General features: G+C 46.0%; 15 protein-coding genes. All 15 read right to left on the minus strand.

What is annotated here, in order from left to right:
- Positions 1-27 precede the first annotated feature (27 nt).
- Positions 28-210, minus strand: a complete 183-nt coding sequence (locus BQ5796_RS18470; RefSeq protein ID WP_071460694.1) for a hypothetical protein — start codon at positions 208-210, stop codon at positions 28-30.
- Positions 211-425: 215 nt separating this feature from the next.
- A complete protein-coding gene (locus BQ5796_RS13525; RefSeq protein WP_071460695.1) occupies positions 426-4,610 on the minus strand; it encodes a 5'-nucleotidase C-terminal domain-containing protein in 4,185 nt (1,394 codons plus the stop codon).
- A gap of 462 nt (positions 4,611-5,072) precedes the next feature.
- Entirely contained in the window at positions 5,073-5,840 is a 768-nt protein-coding gene (cobA, locus tag BQ5796_RS13530; RefSeq protein ID WP_071460696.1) for a uroporphyrinogen-III C-methyltransferase, read from the minus strand.
- Positions 5,840-6,478: a precorrin-2 dehydrogenase/sirohydrochlorin ferrochelatase family protein gene (locus BQ5796_RS13535; RefSeq protein WP_071460697.1), complete on the minus strand. Its 639-nt coding sequence runs from the start codon at positions 6,476-6,478 to the stop codon at positions 5,840-5,842. The genes cobA and BQ5796_RS13535 overlap by 1 nt, the downstream gene beginning before the upstream one ends.
- Positions 6,463-7,839, minus strand: coding sequence for a cobyrinic acid a,c-diamide synthase CobB (locus BQ5796_RS13540; RefSeq protein WP_071460698.1), 1,377 nt, complete (start codon positions 7,837-7,839; stop codon positions 6,463-6,465). The genes BQ5796_RS13535 and BQ5796_RS13540 overlap by 16 nt, the downstream gene beginning before the upstream one ends.
- Positions 7,840-7,844: 5 nt before the next feature.
- Entirely contained in the window at positions 7,845-8,990 is a 1,146-nt protein-coding gene (locus BQ5796_RS13545) for a cobalt-precorrin 5A hydrolase (protein ID WP_071460699.1), read from the minus strand.
- Entirely contained in the window at positions 8,987-9,760 is a 774-nt protein-coding gene (gene cobM / locus BQ5796_RS13550) for a precorrin-4 C(11)-methyltransferase (RefSeq protein ID WP_071461307.1), read from the minus strand. The genes BQ5796_RS13545 and cobM overlap by 4 nt, the downstream gene beginning before the upstream one ends.
- Positions 9,760-10,461, minus strand: coding sequence for a precorrin-2 C(20)-methyltransferase (gene cobI / locus BQ5796_RS13555; RefSeq protein ID WP_071460700.1), 702 nt, complete (start codon positions 10,459-10,461; stop codon positions 9,760-9,762). Before cobI ends, cobM begins: the two co-directional genes overlap by 1 nt.
- Entirely contained in the window at positions 10,462-11,670 is a 1,209-nt protein-coding gene (locus BQ5796_RS13560) for a bifunctional cobalt-precorrin-7 (C(5))-methyltransferase/cobalt-precorrin-6B (C(15))-methyltransferase (RefSeq protein ID WP_071460701.1), read from the minus strand.
- The gene (locus tag BQ5796_RS13565; RefSeq protein ID WP_071460702.1) at positions 11,621-12,751 is read right to left on the minus strand and encodes a cobalt-precorrin-5B (C(1))-methyltransferase; all 1,131 of its coding nucleotides are present in this window, start codon (positions 12,749-12,751) and stop codon (positions 11,621-11,623) included. The genes BQ5796_RS13560 and BQ5796_RS13565 overlap by 50 nt, the downstream gene beginning before the upstream one ends.
- Before the next feature lie 7 nt (positions 12,752-12,758).
- Positions 12,759-13,406, minus strand: coding sequence for a precorrin-8X methylmutase (locus BQ5796_RS13570; protein ID WP_071460703.1), 648 nt, complete (start codon positions 13,404-13,406; stop codon positions 12,759-12,761).
- Positions 13,396-14,190 (minus strand): precorrin-6A reductase, encoded by a 795-nt coding sequence (gene cobK / locus BQ5796_RS13575; protein ID WP_071460704.1) that lies wholly within the window; start codon positions 14,188-14,190, stop codon positions 13,396-13,398. Before cobK ends, BQ5796_RS13570 begins: the two co-directional genes overlap by 11 nt.
- A complete protein-coding gene (locus tag BQ5796_RS13580; RefSeq protein ID WP_071460705.1) occupies positions 14,187-15,116 on the minus strand; it encodes a sirohydrochlorin chelatase in 930 nt (309 codons plus the stop codon). Before BQ5796_RS13580 ends, cobK begins: the two co-directional genes overlap by 4 nt.
- A gap of 3 nt (positions 15,117-15,119) precedes the next feature.
- Positions 15,120-16,703: a precorrin-3B C(17)-methyltransferase gene (cobJ, locus tag BQ5796_RS13585; RefSeq protein ID WP_071460706.1), complete on the minus strand. Its 1,584-nt coding sequence runs from the start codon at positions 16,701-16,703 to the stop codon at positions 15,120-15,122.
- Positions 16,704-17,414: a HoxN/HupN/NixA family nickel/cobalt transporter gene (locus BQ5796_RS18300; protein ID WP_071460707.1), complete on the minus strand. Its 711-nt coding sequence runs from the start codon at positions 17,412-17,414 to the stop codon at positions 16,704-16,706.
- Between the last annotated feature and the right edge of the window lie 4 nt (positions 17,415-17,418).

Here is a 17,418-nt window from a genome sequence, read left to right on the forward strand (position 1 = left end):
ACGTCCCGGTCCTACAGTCTTCCAATGTCAACACGATGCGGCATTCTTCTCGCCTTTTTCCAGCTGTTCGAAAACCTCGCTGATATCTGCAAGCTTCACTGTGTGCACCAACGTTTTCACCTTGCTTCCGCCGCGAAGTCCCGCGCTTCTTAGAGATCCTTGCAAGTACAGACAATGGATCCGAAAGCTTTCCTTCCGTGTTGCTGACACATAATGAGTCAGCTCTCATAAATGGATAGACCATGATATTAATTGTGTTATTACTATAAATATAGGAAAATCCATTTGCCACTAACAATACCAGTTATGAGTCAGCTTCTATAAATGGATAGACCATGATATTAATTGTGTTTTTACTATAAATATAGGAATATCCACGCAAAAAAAGCAGGCCAACTGTGTAGCACAGCAGGCCTGCTTCCATTTTATTGGGCTCCTTTTTTCAGCATAGACAGCAGGAGAGACGTTTGGGCAGTCATACTTTGTTTTGCCGCTTTTGAAACGTTCCCTGGCTTAACGTGCATTTCAACCTTGAATTTTTCTAAGAAGTTGATCGCAATCCTTGTGTTCCCTTTACTATATTGATGTTCAGCCTGATGAAGGGTGTTAGTCAGCTTGGATGCGACAGGACCGCTTACTTCACCAGACTTCTTATAGTTTTCAAGAGAATGATCAAGACCGGCCAACACGTCATTCACCGATTTGAAAATTCCTGTCCCTTCATCAAAGTAGTACGTTTTTCCTTCGATGATGACAAAGCCTGTTGCCATTACACCTTTCTCTGGATGGAAGTAGTAGGAGTTCCCTTCAATTTCCGTCCAGCCTTCCGCTCTAGCTCCGTCAAAAGCAGGGTTGAGATAGTATTTTTTACCGTCAAGCTCAAGCCAGCCGAATTGCCTTACACCAGCATCGCTGTAGTAATACCACTCACCATTATGTTCTACCCAGCCGGTATATTGAGGAGGCTCTTCGCCTGTCAGAATTCTTCCTTCAACCTTAGGTGAAACAGGACTGTTTTTGCTGAGGTAGGAAGAAATCACTTCATAATCTACAACGTAGAGTTCCTTGATCCGCCCTTCATCCTTGGCTTTTTTGAAGACGGAGAATCCATCGCCACCATCTGCGACAAATGCGTTTGTTGCAACATGATAATGCTTAGCTTGATCAATCGGCGCATAGCCATCTTCCGTTTTCACTTCCACTTTCCACACCCGGTTGTATGCAGGTTTGGATGGGTCATAGCTGAACTTTAATCCTGATACGTGCATGAACTTACCTTGAGCACGTTCTACTTCACTCACGCTATGTTCAAGCGCCTGCCAAATTTCTTCTCCTGTCAAATCAAGAGTAACAAGTTGGTTTGCAAAAGGCATGACTGTCAGCACTTGGCCGAGTGAGACATCGCCTGCTGGAATTGAAGCACGGATGCCGCCGCCGTTTTGCATCCCAATCTTCGTCGGCACCGATTCATTCGCTTTTTCGACCATTGCATCTGCAATCATGTTTCCAAGATTTGTTTCCTTCGTCCTAATATCGCCGCGCTCGCCGTTCAGGAAAACATTGCTATTACCGACAACCTTGCTCTTCAATTCATCAAGCGGTGCTTTCAACTCATTGATGCGAGCTTTTGCAGCAGGATCTTCAGCGAATTTAGAGAGATCAAGAAGTTTGCCGTCCGAGAGAGTGACAACACCCTCTTCGTTGAAAGTCACGTCAACAACTCCCAAGTACTTCAGATACTCGTTTGCTTGGACGATTACTGTCGGTTCCGCTTTTTCCACTAGAACCGGCTTCTCGAGCTTTGTATGCGTATGCCCGCCGACAATGATGTCAATACCATCTACTTGTCCTGCGAGCTCTTTATCGCTACTATAACCGAGATGGGAGAGCGCAACAATCTTATCGACACCTTGTTCTTCCAATTTTCTTACTGTCTCTTTCGCCTTGTCCGCTGCATTTTCAAAAACAATATCTTTTGAAGGGCTTGCAAGGAAGGTAGTGTCTTCCGTCGTCAATCCGAAGATACCTACTTTTTCCCCATCAATGTTTTTCACAACAGCAGGGTAAACTTTCCCGCCTTCCGCACTCTCAGCAATCGTTTTATCAAAAAGTGGTCCCAGTACAGGGTCCTTGGTGATATTAACGTTTGCACTCACCATCGGGAACTTCATCTTGCTGATAAAATTGGATAGCACTTGGGAATCCTTATCGAATTCATGGTTTCCGAACGTCATTGCGTCATAGCCAAGACCGTTCAAAAACTCAAGATCAGCCATGCCTTCGTATTGATTGAAGTAAAGCGTTCCGGAGAACACATCTCCTGCATCGAGCAGCAGCGAGTTTGGCTTAGCTGCTCTCGTCTCATTGACTGCTGTCACAAGTTTAGGATATTGCTCTACGTTCGCATGGCTGTCATTTGTGTGCATGACAGAAAGCGTAAACGGCCCTTCATTAAAATCAAGCTGTGCGAGTACAGGGTCATGATCACTGACGCGTCCATGAGCCTCCATGAACGGAGAGTTGATATGAACGATATCTACTTCCGCTTTTTCAGAAAGGTTCTTTGAAACTAGCAGGTGGTCAAGTACTTGGGAGTTGCCCTGATAGTTATAAGTGAATCTTTCAGGAACAGGGACTTTTTCCACAAGATTATCAAGATCATCACCTTTCAGTGCATGTAGCGGGTTGGAAAACTCAAAGTCATTCAAGTCACCAAGAACGACGATATTCGCTTCCTCATTTTTCCGCAGGACATCATCGACGAATCCGTTCACTGTTTTCGCGATTTCCATGCGCTGTGCTTCACTGCCAAGCAGCGGCGGCTGGTTTTTGCCAAAAATCGGCTGATCGCCACCCTTAGAGTTGAAATGGTTAGCGATAACGATGACTTCTTCGCCGTTGAATTCAAACTCTGCTGCAAGCGGCTTGCGGCTGCTTGAAAAAGCTGGGTTTGAAGGCTCAATTCGTCCAGGATTCAATGTCAGTGAGCCGTTTTCATAGCCTACCGCCTGTGTCGCAGTACCTTTCATTCCATCTGCAAGCTTTACGCGCTCAGGATTATAAATAAACCCAACGCGGATATTGCCATTTGGGGCACCGCCATCTTTGTTGTTTTCCGGAGCGATATCAGTCCAATCATATGCGGGACCGCCATTCGCCTTAATCGCCTCAACTAAAGCTTCATAGTTTTTCGATGCATCTGTTTCACCTGTTCCTGTGCCGTTGTTATCCTGGACTTCGACGAGGCCGAGGATATCCGGAGCGTTCAGGTTATTCACAATCGACTCCGCAATCTTATTCGTTTTCTCTGCATTTGCAGCTGTATAGTTCTCCATATTGTACGTTGCGACTGTCAGCTTGTCGGTATTTTTTTTAACGGTTGTTACTTCCCGCTTGTAGCTGCTTTCAGACAATGGCGGAAGAGCTGCCTCATCTGTCAGCACCTTAAAGTTTTGAAAAGAATAGCTTAGAACACCGGTCACAGTACCTTCAAAAACATCGCCTGTTTTAGCAACAAAGTCTCTGTTGCCAAAAAGAAGATGCAATCGTTCAGGATTGAAATTATCCTTCGTGATGGAAATTCCGCCCGGAGTTGTATAAGGTTTCCCTGCTTCGCGCCCAGTAATGACAGGCACTTCTCCATACTTCTGCGGGCCAACTGCTGTTGGATTCTCAACTCCAACCCGCATTCCTTCAAGGCTTTCGTAAAAATCAATAGCATCCTGTTCCGGATCGAATTGGGAGAACTGGTCGTTATCAATTACTGAAGACGGCGGGTTGACATCCTTTCCAATCACTACAGGCTTTGGAAGAGGAAGCCCTGTCTCCAATATAGTGACAGCACCGTTTTGCGCATTGATTTCCGTCACAGCAAGGTCTGTCTTTAATTTATCGCTGTAACCATCGAGTACCCACTCTTTCACCTGGCCGGTTACCGTTACCTTGTCACCAGCTTTCAAGTTATGCGCCGGCTTGTACACAAGAATGCCTTCAGACGTTTTAGGATTCTCATCAGGTGTTACGCTTTGCATATAAAAATTGTTTGCATCCTGCGTCCTTGTAACAATTCCCTCGACATCCTTCACGTTCTGGCCTTCGTAAGGGGATGCGTGGTTTTGCCCTTGGATATCATGGATTTTCAGACCTTCCGTCCCTGCCGGCGGCGGAGTCTCGCGATCATTGCTTCCATCTCCGAAGCTTACCGCTGTCGGCGTCTTGAGACCCGGTACACCAAAATAAGCTGTCAGTGTACCAGTCACAGTAACGACTATACCAATGTTGGACGGGTTGGTCTTCAGGCCAAATTGAGACCGGAAAGAGGACGGAAGCTGGACAGGGAGAATTTTAGACTTGTCCCTTTCATCAGGGCTATCCGCGATTGCAAAATTCGTATCTTCATTGAATGGTTGCGAGAATTTGTAAGTAGGTCCGCTAGTCGTATAGGCAACGATATAGCCTTTTACCGTCGCATTCCCATTATTGTTGGCAATTGCCTGCGCTACCGTAATCGGCTCCGCTGCCGCAGCGGACGGTGTGAACGGAAGGAAACAATTCATCAAAACCACCAGGATTGCTGCTACAATAAAAATCGGATTCTTCCTAGGATTCACTCTCTTCTCCTCCTATGTAATAGTATAGGTTTTAAGGCACGATCTCATTTCCGAATCATCTGTTACAATAGACCTAGAAAACCCAGGACTTAAGAAACATAATAACGAATAGAATTACGGAGATTTGTTCTTTTTAAAGAACGTTCGACCAACAAACTTCCAAGGATTCTTGTATCCAACCCCCTCCTTCAAAAATCGTTGCTATTTGACAAAAAAGCTTACAACTCCATTTTAAGTTATTTAGAAAAATCATTCTACTAATTTACAAATTTATTAGACTACTTTCATAAAGATTGACCACTCCATTGCAGTATTGTCGTCTAATGGTGGGTAATCTCCTAGAAATTGTTTTCCTCCCCTCTTTACCAAACATCCGTTCTTGCTTTATCATATAGAAAAAAGGATTGTCCATTGGAAAGACAAAAAAGCCGCCGCTCCTGCTTACGGATGCGGCAGCCCTGCTTATACAACAGCAGCTCCTTCTTTTTGGAACCATTGAATTTTCTCTCTTAATCTAACGACTTCTCCAACAATAATGATGGCAGGATGAGTAATGCCGGACTGCTGCACTTCTTCCTCAATTGTGGAAAGAACTCCTGTCACAACCTGCTGTTTTTCCATTGTCCCCCACTGAATTACCGCTGCAGGCGTAGCGGCATTTTTTCCATGTCCAATGAGTTCCTTGCATATATACGAGAGATTTGAAATCCCCATATAAAATGCGATTGTGTCACTTCCTTTTGCTAATGAATCCCATTGAATCCCATCCATGCCTCTTTCCTTTTTGCCATGGCCTGTGACAATCGTAAAGGTTGTCGCATGATCTCGATGCGTTACAGGTATGCCTGCATATGCCGGCGCCGCAATGCCAGATGTGACACCTGGAACGATTTCAAATGGAATTCCATGCGCTGCAAGCACCTCTGCTTCTTCCCCTCCCCTGCCAAAAACACATGGGTCTCCGCCTTTTAACCGGGTAACCGTTTTACCGGATAATGCTTTCTCAACAAGAAGGTCATGAATTTCCTCCTGAATTAAAGCGTGACGCCCTGGGAGCTTGCCGACATAGACAAGCTCCGCACCTTCCTTCGCATAGCCGAGAAGTTCTGTATTAATTAGCCTATCATAGGCGATTACATCCGCGCGTTTGATGCAATCCAATCCGTAGACGGTGATTAGTCTGATGTCGCCGGGCCCGGCACCAACAAGATAAACAGTCCCTTTTTCCATTAATCGTTCATGCTCCTTCCATTGAGCAATCTTTCAAAAAGCAAATCTCTCTCTCTCATCATTCCATCCTTTGTCAGCGAGTAAAACCGCTCATCCAATAGAATCGACAACTTTGTTTTCCTTGAATCTGAGTCACGCTCAATCTCAAGGATTTTCCGTCTTGCTTCATACAAAAACTCGACGTATGCTCCATAGGCCTCCTCATACATCGTTCCCAGTTCCCGAATGATTTTTTTCGAAAGACTAGGGCTAGCTCCTGATGTCGATACAGCAAGTTGGAGTCGTCCCCTATTTAACACTGAGGGCACGATGAAATCACCCGCTTTCGCTTCGCCACTCATGCATAAGAGCTGATCCTTCCGGCACGCACTTAATACTTTTCTGTTTACTTCCATGCTATCCGTACAGGCAAACACTAGAAAAGCATGTACTATATCCTCACCTGAAAATGTCTTCTGATGCCAACAAATCTTCCCGGCCTTTGACCATTCCTTAATCACAGTCGTTGCTTCCGGACTGATGACGAGAATCTTTGCGCCCGCCTCTAACAGCCAGGAAATTTTTCTTTCCGCGACTTGCCCTCCGCCGACCACCGCAACATTTCGTTCTTGGAGGTTTAACATTACCGGATAGTACATGAAAACTCCTTGCACTTAGAAATCCAATTATCCACTGACTCCAAGCATGATCCAAAGTGAAAATGTATGTAGCCTGCAACGAGGTTCGCTTTCATAAAACCATCTGATTTCGAACCGCGCCTCCCTGAAGCGGTGTAGGCAGGGGAAGGGAGGGCATCACTATGAAAATTCGAGTAGTGAAACTCATGCCCTCTTGCTGTAACACCTTCTGGTAAAAGGAAGTTCCCCGGCTCGCCCTTGATTTCCCTGTATCCTAGTGCTGCAAGCTTTTTACCCATCACAATTTTCCCAGGAATAATGCCAGCCATTTGATAAACAGCGCCGTCTGTCGTTTCAATCGAGTCCGTTAAATACATGAATCCTCCGCACTCCGCAAGCGTCGGGAGACCTTTTTCAACCGCTTCCTTCACCGACTGCAATACTTTTCTATCCCCGCTCAGCTCTCTTGCGAACTCCTCGGGAAAGCCGCCGCCAAGATAGAGCCCTTCCACATCTACAGGAACCGCCTCGCCTGCCAGCGGTGAAAAATAAACCAATTCAGCACCTCTACTCTCGAGCAGTTCGAGGTTCTCCTGATAATAAAAATTGAAAGCGGCGTCTTTTGCAACCGCAATTCTGACAGAAGGGGAAACGTTTTTTTCAAAATGCCGCATCTTTTCAACAATGAGATCAGGTGCAGTACCAGCAATCTCAATAAGTTTATCCAGATCAATACATTCCTCGGCAAGATTCCCAAGACGCTCAAAAAATGGATCAAGTTCGCCGCGTTCAATGGAAGGAATGAGACCCAGATGCCGTTCCGGTATTTCTATTCCTTTTTCCCTTGCGAAATAGCCGAGAACAGGAATATCACACTCTTGCTCGATTGCAGCTTTCACTATTCGATAATGTCCTGTACTTCCCACATTGTTCGCTATCACTCCAGCAACACGAACTTCTGTATCGAATGTTTGGAAACCCTTCACGATCGCTGCCGCACTTCTTGCCATGCTTGCACAATTAACTACAAGGATGACAGGCGATCCTGTAATCATGCTAATATGCGCAGTGCTCCCTTCATTGGAAAGCGGGTCTTTTCCATCGTAGAAGCCCATTACACCTTCAATGATTGAAATATCCGCTCCGCAACTTCCATGTACGAATGTTCTTTTGACCATTTGCTCTGAGAGCATCCAACTATCCAGATTTCGAGATATTCTGCCTGTTACCGCTGTGTGATAGGATGGATCAATATAGTCAGGGCCGCATTTGAATCCCTGAATAATAAGCCCCCTTTTCTTCAGTGCAGACATAAGTCCCAACGTGAGTGTCGTCTTTCCGACCCCGCTGCCCGTTCCTGCAATAACTAGTCTTTTCCGCATTGCCTTCACTCCATATTTTCCGGCAAGCCATCCTTTGCCAAAGCAACAGATATTGTGACATTGCCAGATTTCTTTTTCACAACTGCAAGACTCTTTGCCCTGCTGTACAACAATGCTGCGGGCTCGCTTACACCGTGTGCACCAGTATATTTAAATACCGTTTTAGACGGCTGCTCTATCTTGACGCTGTTCAGTTCTGCAGGAGTATAGCAATGAAAGGCCCATCCATGCTTTGAAACAACCTCCAGCAATCCTTGCTCATCTTTTTTCAAATCGATAGTTGCCACCGCTTTTACACTTTTAAGAGAAAACTGCAGTTCTTCCAGCGTTTCTTCAATGACCGATATTATTTCTTCTGCCTCTGTCCCCCTGTTGCAGCCTATGCCTAACACGATGACTTTTGGCCTGTACAACACTCCGTTTTCAAGGATGCGTTCCTCCTCAAGCGTGAGTTTCCTATGCGTGACAACTAAGGCAGCGTCAGGCTTAGCAGCAATAGCGTCGGCAATGCTATCATATTTTTTTATGTTGCTTGGCAGGGGCCTATCATGGTGCCACCACTCTTTCTCCCCCGACTCCTGGATAAAAGCAACCTGTTCCTCATTGACGACAGATGCGCTAACAGGAGTCAGCTTTTCAGCGGATTCCCACACCCAGCCAAAACGTTTGCCCAACAAATCTACTGGGATCGTTTTTTGCACATCGGAAGCTGTCGTGATGACGGGATGGGCACCAATTAGCGAGGCCACTTCAACAGCAAGTTCATTCGCTCCGCCTAGGTGTCCTGATAGAACACTGATGGCATATTGCCCTTTATCATCAAGGACAACAATACCTGGATCCGTTTTTTTATCTTTTAAGATTGGCGCAATCATCCTGACTACCGCACCAAGGGAAATAATCAGGATGATTCCCCTGTAGGAACGAAATAGAGCAGGGAGAAGGTGGCGAACACTGCCGCTGAACATCGTAATTCCTTTTCCCGCTTCATCCCCCTGTTCGAATTTTTCCATATAATATACATCGCTGCCTGAAAAAACCCGATGAAGCTTTCGTGCAAGCACCGTCCCATGCTTCGTAATGGCAACGATCGCATAGTCTTCTCGAACGTTGATTTTCGGCTGTATCCATTCTTCAAGAAAAAGCTTCATTTTGGTGCTCCTCTTCTAAAGCCATGGGTGAATTCCTTATCGTAAAGCTTAGACCGGTAATTCTTTTCGTAAATCTGTTCATCGAGTGCCCACCCTGCAAGGATCATTGCTTGTTTTCTGATTCCATTCTTTCGCATATCCTCATCCAGGTTTTTAAGAGTGCTGCGGACGACCTTCTGATCCGGCCATGTCGCTTTATACACTACTGCCACTGGTGTTTCCTCACTCCAGCCTGCATTGAGAAATTCACGGACTACCTTTTTCGTAAGGGTTGCACTTAAAAACAAGGCAACAGTACAGCCATGACTCGCCAGGTCTTTCAGCTTCTCCCCATCCGGTACTGGTGTCCGGCCTTCCGCTCTTGTCAGGATGACAGTCTGGGTCAGGTCAGGAACTGTCAGCTCCGCTCCAACCGCAGCAGCAGATGCAAATACCGAGCTGACTCCTGGAATGATTTCGACTTCCACTCCCGCTTCTCTCAGCAGTGCAATTTGTTCCAGAATCGCTCCATACACTGCTGGATCGCCAGTATGGACTCGGACAACCTTTTTTCCTTCATGGCATCTGGCAGCCATTAATTCCACCATCTCTTCTAGATGCATTCCAGCAGTCTTTACAATTTCCGCTCCACTTTTCGCTTCTGCTATCAATTCATCGCTTACAAGTGAATCTGCATAAAGTACCACTTCTGCTTCTTGCAGCCGCTTAAGGCCTCGTACGGTAATCAGATCCGGGGCACCTGGTCCTGCTCCAATAATCGTTACTTTCATCATTTTCTCACCACCATTAACGTGAGATATTCCAGCTCTGCGCGGTCCAATTCTTCGAGCTTCCAAATAACTTCTTCACCTGACGTTACTTTTGTAACAACAGAAGCTTTTTCGGACAAACCTAACTCCCGGAGAACCTTGAGCATCATATCCATTACCTTGGCTACTTTAATGAATACAACACAGTCATTATCCATAAGCACCTTTTTCATTTTTTCATAATCATCCTGTGCCGGAATGATGGCAACGTGATCATCACCTTCAGCAAGAGGAATTCCAAGTCTGGACGCTGCTCCATTTACGGAAGAAATACCTGGGATTGTTACAATCGGCACTTCCGGATGAAGCTCCTGCATCAGCTTCATCATATGTATGAAAGTGCTGTATAGCATTGGATCCCCCTCCGTGACGAAAGCGACATCTTTGCCTTCCTTCAGCTTCTGCCATACTGCTTCGACCGTTGCTAGCCATTCCCGCTCAAGGATTGCCTCGTCTTTCGTCATGGGAAAAACGAGGCCGAGCATTTCTTTTTCCGTCTGGTTTATGTAAACATCAATGATTTGCTGTGCATAGCTCTTACTGCCCTTCCGCTTTTTGGGATATGCAATCACCGGAGACTCTTTCAGCATGCGGAATGCTTTCACGGTAATCAACTCCGGATCCCCTGGTCCCACACCAAGCCCGAACAATGTTCCTGTCATCTACTGTTTCTCCTTTCGTCTTGCGGCGATAATATAGACCGGATTCAACGCTTCAAATCTTGTAAGTTTCAAAATCGGCTTACTGCGCGATATTTGGGCAAGCGTAACTGAAACTTGGAATCCATTCTTCTTCAAAGCTTCCATCGCAGCTGACAGAGATTCTACCGTTACAACATTCAGTACTATTCTTCCGTCAGGTTTTAATCTCCTACAGCAGACTTCCAATATTTCTTCCATACCACCTGCCGTCCCGCCGATAAAAATCGCGTCCGGGTCCGGAAAATCCGTTAAGCCTTCAGGGGCCTTGCCATGAATTACTGTTAAATCAGCCCGGAACTTCTTCATATTCTCGAGACAGTTTTCAATATCTTTCTCATTTTTCTCAATCGCATAAACGGCGCCTTCTTTCGCGAGCTTTGCAGCCTCAATCGCAACAGAGCCTGTGCATGTACCGATATCCCAAACAATGCTATCGATTTGAATTCCAAGCTCACCTATACAAAGATTTCTGATTTCCTTTTTGGTAATCAGCCCTTTATCAGGCTTTCGTTGGGAGAATTCCTCGTCCTCGATTCCGCTCGACCATACCGGGGCTTTTCCCGTCTTTTTCAGAATAACGATATTGAGCGGCGAAAAATCAGTGCTCTCCATTTCATCCAAGCTATACCAGCCTGTCCGCTCCGCTTCTCCCCCGAGATTTTCCGCAACAAATGCCTTGTACTCCGTCATATCAAACGCCTTCAAGTAGGTTGCCAGTCTTTGAGGGCTATTTTTGCTATCTGTAAGGACCGCCACTTTTTGACGGCCGTCTATCCGCTGGGCAAGTCCTTTCATGCTGCGCCCGTGGATACTGGTAAAGTAAGCATCGTGCCATGATTCCTTCACTCTTGCAAAGGCTAGTTGAATAGAGCTTATATAAGGATAGATTTCAAGATTTAATTTATTGGCTAAAAAACCCCCAATTCCATAGAACAAAGGGTCTCCAGAAGCAAGTACCACTATTCTCTTATCTTCTTTCTCCAGTCTTTCCGCAAGCTTCATCACACCGCTCTTGATGATGACTTTTTCTCCTTGATAATCCGGAAAGCAGGCAAGCTGTCTTTCGCCGCCAACTAAAACGTCGCTCTCTGCAATCATTTTTTCATACAGAGGAAGAAGGTCAGCTCTTCCTGACTCGCCTATTCCAATCATTTTCACAGCTTGTTTCATCGTATTCCGCCTTTCCAAGCAATGTTCCCTTCAGAGTATACAAGCTTGTCTCTATTGCAATCCCCCCGTTTACTTCCTGCATTCCTGAACGGCAGCAGCTTTCACATAGCTTTTCAAAAAAAGCGGGGAACATCGCCATTATTTCCCCGACCTGTGAAGCAGTATTCGCCTGCCGGATTTCTTCGGCTGTACTACTTGAACAGCCTGCCGACAGCGCGATTTCCGCAAGAAACTCGAAGTCGACAGGAGCGCTTTTCGAGTGGACCATCATGACGCCTTGGGCAAACTTTGAAAACTTCCCCATCATTCCAACTGCTGACACTTTTTTCATCCCTGCCCGCTTGCACTGTTTCAATGTGAACCCTACAAAGTCCCCCATTTCGATGAACGCCTCTTCTTTCAGGGAGGGGTATTGGAGCATCGCATATTTTTCGCTCCTCCCGCCAGTTGTGATGACTACATGTTCACAGCCTGCCAGCTTTGCTACGTTAATGGCCGAGACAATGCTAGCTTTGTACGCAGAGGTGGAAAACGGAATGACAGTCCCTCTTGTCCCGAGGATGGATATTCCGCCAAGAATGCCAAGACGGCCATTTAAGGTCTTTTTTGCAATTTCCTCACCGTCCGGTACAGAAATGATAATCTTAATTCCTTTTTCGATTTGAAACTGCTTGAGGACCCCGTCTGCTGCGTCCATAATCATTTTTCTCGGGACAGGGTTAATCGCAGCTTCTCCGACAGCTACTGGCAGACCAGGTTTCGTCACACGCCCTACCCCAATTCCGCCGTCCAAAGTAATTCCTTCCTCTCCGTTCCAGAATACCTCTGAACAGATTAAGGCCTTGTGTGTTGCATCAGGGTCATCCCCTGCATCCTTTATCGTTCCTGCTTTTGCACTGTTCTCGCCAACAATGCACTCCTCCATGGAAAAAGTGGCGAAGGAACCGACAGGCAATAATATGGTAGCTTCAAGCTGCTCCTCCCTTGTAATCAAAGCAGTCAGCGCAGCTTTAGTCGCTGCAGCAGCACAAGCGCCAGTCGTAAATCCAGGCCTTAGTTTTTTATCCGTTTTAGCCGACATGATGTACTCACTTCCGGTCTGCCAATAATGAAATAGCGTTAAGAGCAGCAACTGTTACTGTGCTTCCGCCTTTCCTTCCGACATTCGTAATAAAAGGGATATCAAGCTTTGCAAGCTCCTCTTTCGATTCAGGCGCCGAGACGAATCCGACTGGAAGTCCGATGACAAGCGCAGGGTTCGCTTCTCCTTCCTTAATTAGGCGAATGAGCTCGAGCAGGGCAGTCGGAGCATTTCCAATTGCAAAAATACCGCCGTTAGCCTCTCGGATCGCTTTGCGCATGGAAATAATGGCTCTTGTTGTCTCCAGGCGCTTTGCTTCTTGCACGACGTCACTATCCGAAATATACACGCGGATATCTCCGCCGTATTTTTCAATTCTTTGCTTGCTGATGCCAACCTGGACCATCTGAACATCCGCAATGACTGGCTTGCCGCTCTGGATTGCACGAATTCCAGCTGATACAGCATCAGGGTGGAAAATCATGCTCTTTCCAAGTTCAAAATCAGCAGATGCGTGGATCACGCGGCGGACAACAGGGTATTGTTCTTCCGTAAATCCGTGCTCTCCCACTTCTTCATCGATCATTTCAAAGCTTTTCGTTTCGATCATTTCCGGATGAACCGTGACTGGTTTAAATTCCGTTTTAAAGTCCAATGCCTTTCCTCCTTTTATCAATAGAAACTGTATTTTTCAAGTGAGTGATGACTTCCCTGAAACTAGAGTACTTTAAGCCATAATCAATATTGGGCCGCTTGATAAGGATAGTTTCAATTCCAAGCTCCCTTGCTGCTTCCAATTTTTCACGAACAGATCCTTGCTTACCGCTTTCCTTTGTGACCATTGTTGTAACGCCATATTGCTGATAAAGCGCTTTGTCGAATTCCTTAGAGAATGGGCCTTGGATCATGACAATATCCTTTTGTGGAAAGCCAAGACTTGCACATTTTTCAAGATTATCCATTCGGGGAAGCATCCGGGCAATTACTCGGACACCTTCCACACCTAGAAGCTTCTTGCTGAAAATCTCAAGTGTCTTGCTTCCGGTTGTCAGCATGATGACTCCCTTCCTCTGATACGCAGCATCGGCTGCCTCCTCATAGGAAGTAACGACCGTCAGCCTTTCATCCGCGAAGCTCTCAGACTCTCGCTCGTAACGTATATAAGGGATGTTGCACAGTGTTGCAGCTTCCATTGCATTCTTGCTGGCCATTTCAGCAAAAGGGTGACTTGCATCAACGATTGCCTTAAATCCTTTGTCTGAAATAAGTTCCACGAATCCATTGCTGTCATGCCTTCCTGCAATGGTGGAAAGACCATGCTTCCTTAACTCTTCAGCAGCATTTTCCGTTACTACTGTTGCTACTAAGTCGTATCCCGTCTGCTTGATTTCAATTGCCAGCGCCCTTGCATCACTCGTACCGGCAAGGAAAAGAATCATGCTTTTCCCGCCTCCTCTGGAATTGCCGTTTCATGAATGTGAGACTCATGATGGTCATGATGATGATGGTGATCATGATGGTGATCATGATGATGGTGATGATCGATATGATCCATCGCCATGATTCTGAACTGGCATGTGTCACAATTCATTTTCACTTCTCCCTGCAGAGCCTCCTCTATCCTGTCGGCAATGATGGTTTGCAGCCGTTCATGGAACCCGAAATATCCTGCAAGCTTAAAATGATGGTCCGGGTACTTTTGCTGCAGTTCTTCGACCATTCTCTCTAATCGCTTTATTAGGATTCCTGTAAAAAGGAAATAAGGAAGGATGACGATGTTTTTCGCACCCAATTTGATGCAGCGTTCTATCCCTTCATCAACAAGCGGGCTGGTGACCCCCATGAATGCGGGCTCAACCAGCTTGTAATCCGTCTTTTCCCAGAAAAGGCGGGAGATTTTGTATAACTCACTGTTCGCATCAGGATCGCTTCCGCCCCTTCCCAAAAACAAAACAGCGGTATCATTGCCTTGTTTTTCGGGGTTTTCCCCGATTTCTCTAATACGAGAAAGACAAATTTCAATGGTTTCTTCATGAATGCCGATCGGTCTTCCGTATGTAAAGTTGATATACGGATATCGCTCCTTCCCTTCATCAATGGCAGCAGGGATATGGATTTTGGAGTGCCCAGCAGGAAGAAGCATGATTGGAATCACATAAATATGGTTAGCTCCTTTTGCCGCGCATGTTTCAATCCCTTGGATGATTGTCGGTGATTCGAATTCCAAAAAGCATGTTTCAATCAGAATATCTTTCTTGATATGTTGTTTTAAATCTTCAATAAATCTTCTAACCTGATTATTTCCTTCCGGATCACGACTTCCATGGCCAACAAGCAATATTGCTTTCTTCATCATTACCTCCATTGATTATTCTCCACAAGGCGCAGGCTCAAGCTGTATGACTGGTGCATAGTCACGGTGCTGAAAGCCATAAACTTCCCCTGCCCTTTTGAAATATTTATAGAAGCGCTCATTTGGGTGTGCATTTTGTTTGTATTCGTCTACAATTTTTGCAATCATGTCGACCACCTCATCTGGCTCTATTCCTTCCGCAACTGGCTGTCCTGAATGAGCTGTCCTGCCAACCGTTTTTGCACCAAGGAAAAGATCGAATTTTCCTTTGCGAAATACAAGTCCGATATCCTCGTGTACAGCACCATAACATGCCATACCGCAGCCATTGAACCCGATTTTCAGTTCCTTTGGCACTGCCATTCCAGAGATGCGTTCTTGAATTCCCTCGGCATAAGGAATAGCATCTTTCTTATCACCATCGCAAAAATCGCAAGCCTTTAACTGGACAACATCTCCCACAGGATGAAGAAGAAGGCCCGCTTCAAGAAGAAGTCTTGTCGTCTCGTTCATATCTACGCCCGGAAGCTTCACAAGCAAATGATGATGCGGAGTATATTCAATCGTTCCCGTTTCCCCGGCAAGCTCTGCTAACAAAAGCAGCTGTTGAGGTGTAAACTTCTTTTCGGCAACCCCAGGGCTGACTGCTAATTCAAAAACCATTTCCATACCGGGTGGCTGGATTCTTTCGGCAGTCTTTTTCCCATCAATTGCTGCAATTGCCTCCATTGCCAACTGCTGCAGGCTGTTATCAACCTTTTCCTTTTTCCCTTCGTGCAGCGCCCATGGCTCGTTTTCAGGACGAAGACGTTCATGAGGACGCAGTCTTTGCTGCTCTTGACCCAACGTATATTTCCGTTGGTATCCCCTCGGAGTGATCATGATGTCACCGTGCAGGAATGTAGAAGAGTTTCCGATAATGACTGTTGTCAGCATGCCGATTTCATGTTCCAGCATTTTTTCAAGTGTTGTAATGACGACTTTTTCACTATTGCGATAGGCGCTTTTTACAAGTCCTACTGGAGTTTCGGAGTCCCGATATTGAAGCAATATTCTTTGAGCCTCGGCGATTTGCCTTGTCCTTCTGCCGCTTTTCGGGTTATAGAGCGCAATGACAAAATCCGCCTCCCCCGCAGCTTCCAGTCTCTTTTCAATAAGTGGCCAAGGTGTCAAATGATCACTAAGGCTTATCGTGCACGCATCGTGCATAACAGGGGCTCCCAGCAGCGAGGCGCATGATTGGATGGCAGAGATTCCTGGAATGACTTCCACTTCTACTCCTTCGTTCGATCTCCACCCTTTCTCCGCAAGAACTTCGTATATAAGGCCAGCCATGCCGTAAACCCCCGCATCACCGCTGGAAATAACCGCTACCTTTCTTCCCTGCTCCGCATAGCGGACTGCTGCCTGCGCTCTCGTTACTTCCTCTGACATCCCGGTGCTCACAACTTTCTGATCTGTCATCAGTTCTCTTATCAAGTCAACATAAGTTTTGTAGCCGATGATGGTATCGCTTTCCTTGATTGCATCCTTTGCCCTTTTAGTAATGTGTTCAGCGCTTCCTGGTCCAAAGCCAACGATAAGCAATTTGCCTGCCAATTAAATTCCTCCTCCTACCAGCTCGGCAATCATGGCCGAACCGAGTATGATACTGTATAAACCGGTAACAGATCCTAAAGCAATAAATATTTGCCGCTTAAGCCTTGACTTCATGAAACCCCAGGAAATAAGAAACGTCATAAGAATAGTCGATATCAGAAGACCAACAACAAACAATACCAACTGCGCAGTTGCAGCTGCAATGCTGTCGAAGCCGCCAGCACTTGTAATCGCAGCAATCTGTGTTGGGCTTTCGACACCGATGCCGTGGATTACTCCAATGAGAAAAGCACCGATGATGCCAATCTTAAGTGGAGAAATCTTCTTCCTCCCCGAAAAACCAAATCTTTTCGCAATGCTTGTCAGTCCATCGTACATCATCGTGAATCGGCCTTTTGGTTCAAAGCTGTTCCGATTTTTGAAGATAGAATAAATAATGAAGCCTCCCAGGAGTAACAGTGTAATCGCGACAAGCATTTCGATAGAGTTTTGAGCGCCTTTCGGCAGCCTCGCCCCTACAAATAGCGTGAGAAGCCCAATGAGGAACACGATCAATCCGTGACCCAGCGCATACATGATACCAAGAGAAATTTGCCTGCTTTTATTCCCCTCGCTTCCAACCATATCTGCAATAGCTGCCACATGGTCACTGTCCATTCCATGCCGCGCTCCAATAAGAATAGCCAAAAAGGCGAATGACAATATTTCCATGTTT

It is taken from the genome of Bacillus massilinigeriensis, from assembly GCF_900111815.1.
GTDB lineage: Bacteria > Bacillota > Bacilli > Bacillales > Cytobacillaceae > Mesobacillus_C > Mesobacillus_C mediterraneensis.

Coding starts and splice junctions, on each gene's coding strand:
- BQ5796_RS18300 (WP_071460707.1), bottom strand. CDS start 17,414: ATGGAAATATTGTCATTCGCCTTTTTGGCTATTCTTATTGGAGCGCGG.
- BQ5796_RS13560 (WP_071460701.1), bottom strand. CDS start 11,670: ATGAAACAAGCTGTGAAAATGATTGGAATAGGCGAGTCAGGAAGAGCT.
- BQ5796_RS13580 (WP_071460705.1), bottom strand. CDS start 15,116: ATGGAGGTAATGATGAAGAAAGCAATATTGCTTGTTGGCCATGGAAGT.
- BQ5796_RS13535 (WP_071460697.1), bottom strand. CDS start 6,478: ATGTACTATCCGGTAATGTTAAACCTCCAAGAACGAAATGTTGCGGTG.
- BQ5796_RS13565 (WP_071460702.1), bottom strand. CDS start 12,751: ATGTCGGCTAAAACGGATAAAAAACTAAGGCCTGGATTTACGACTGGC.
- cobM (WP_071461307.1), bottom strand. CDS start 9,760: ATGAAAGTAACGATTATTGGAGCAGGACCAGGTGCCCCGGATCTGATT.
- BQ5796_RS13545 (WP_071460699.1), bottom strand. CDS start 8,990: ATGAAGCTTTTTCTTGAAGAATGGATACAGCCGAAAATCAACGTTCGA.
- cobI (WP_071460700.1), bottom strand. CDS start 10,461: ATGACAGGAACATTGTTCGGGCTTGGTGTGGGACCAGGGGATCCGGAG.
- BQ5796_RS13540 (WP_071460698.1), bottom strand. CDS start 7,839: ATGCGGAAAAGACTAGTTATTGCAGGAACGGGCAGCGGGGTCGGAAAG.
- cobK (WP_071460704.1), bottom strand. CDS start 14,190: ATGATTCTTTTCCTTGCCGGTACGAGTGATGCAAGGGCGCTGGCAATT.
- cobA (WP_071460696.1), bottom strand. CDS start 5,840: ATGGAAAAAGGGACTGTTTATCTTGTTGGTGCCGGGCCCGGCGACATC.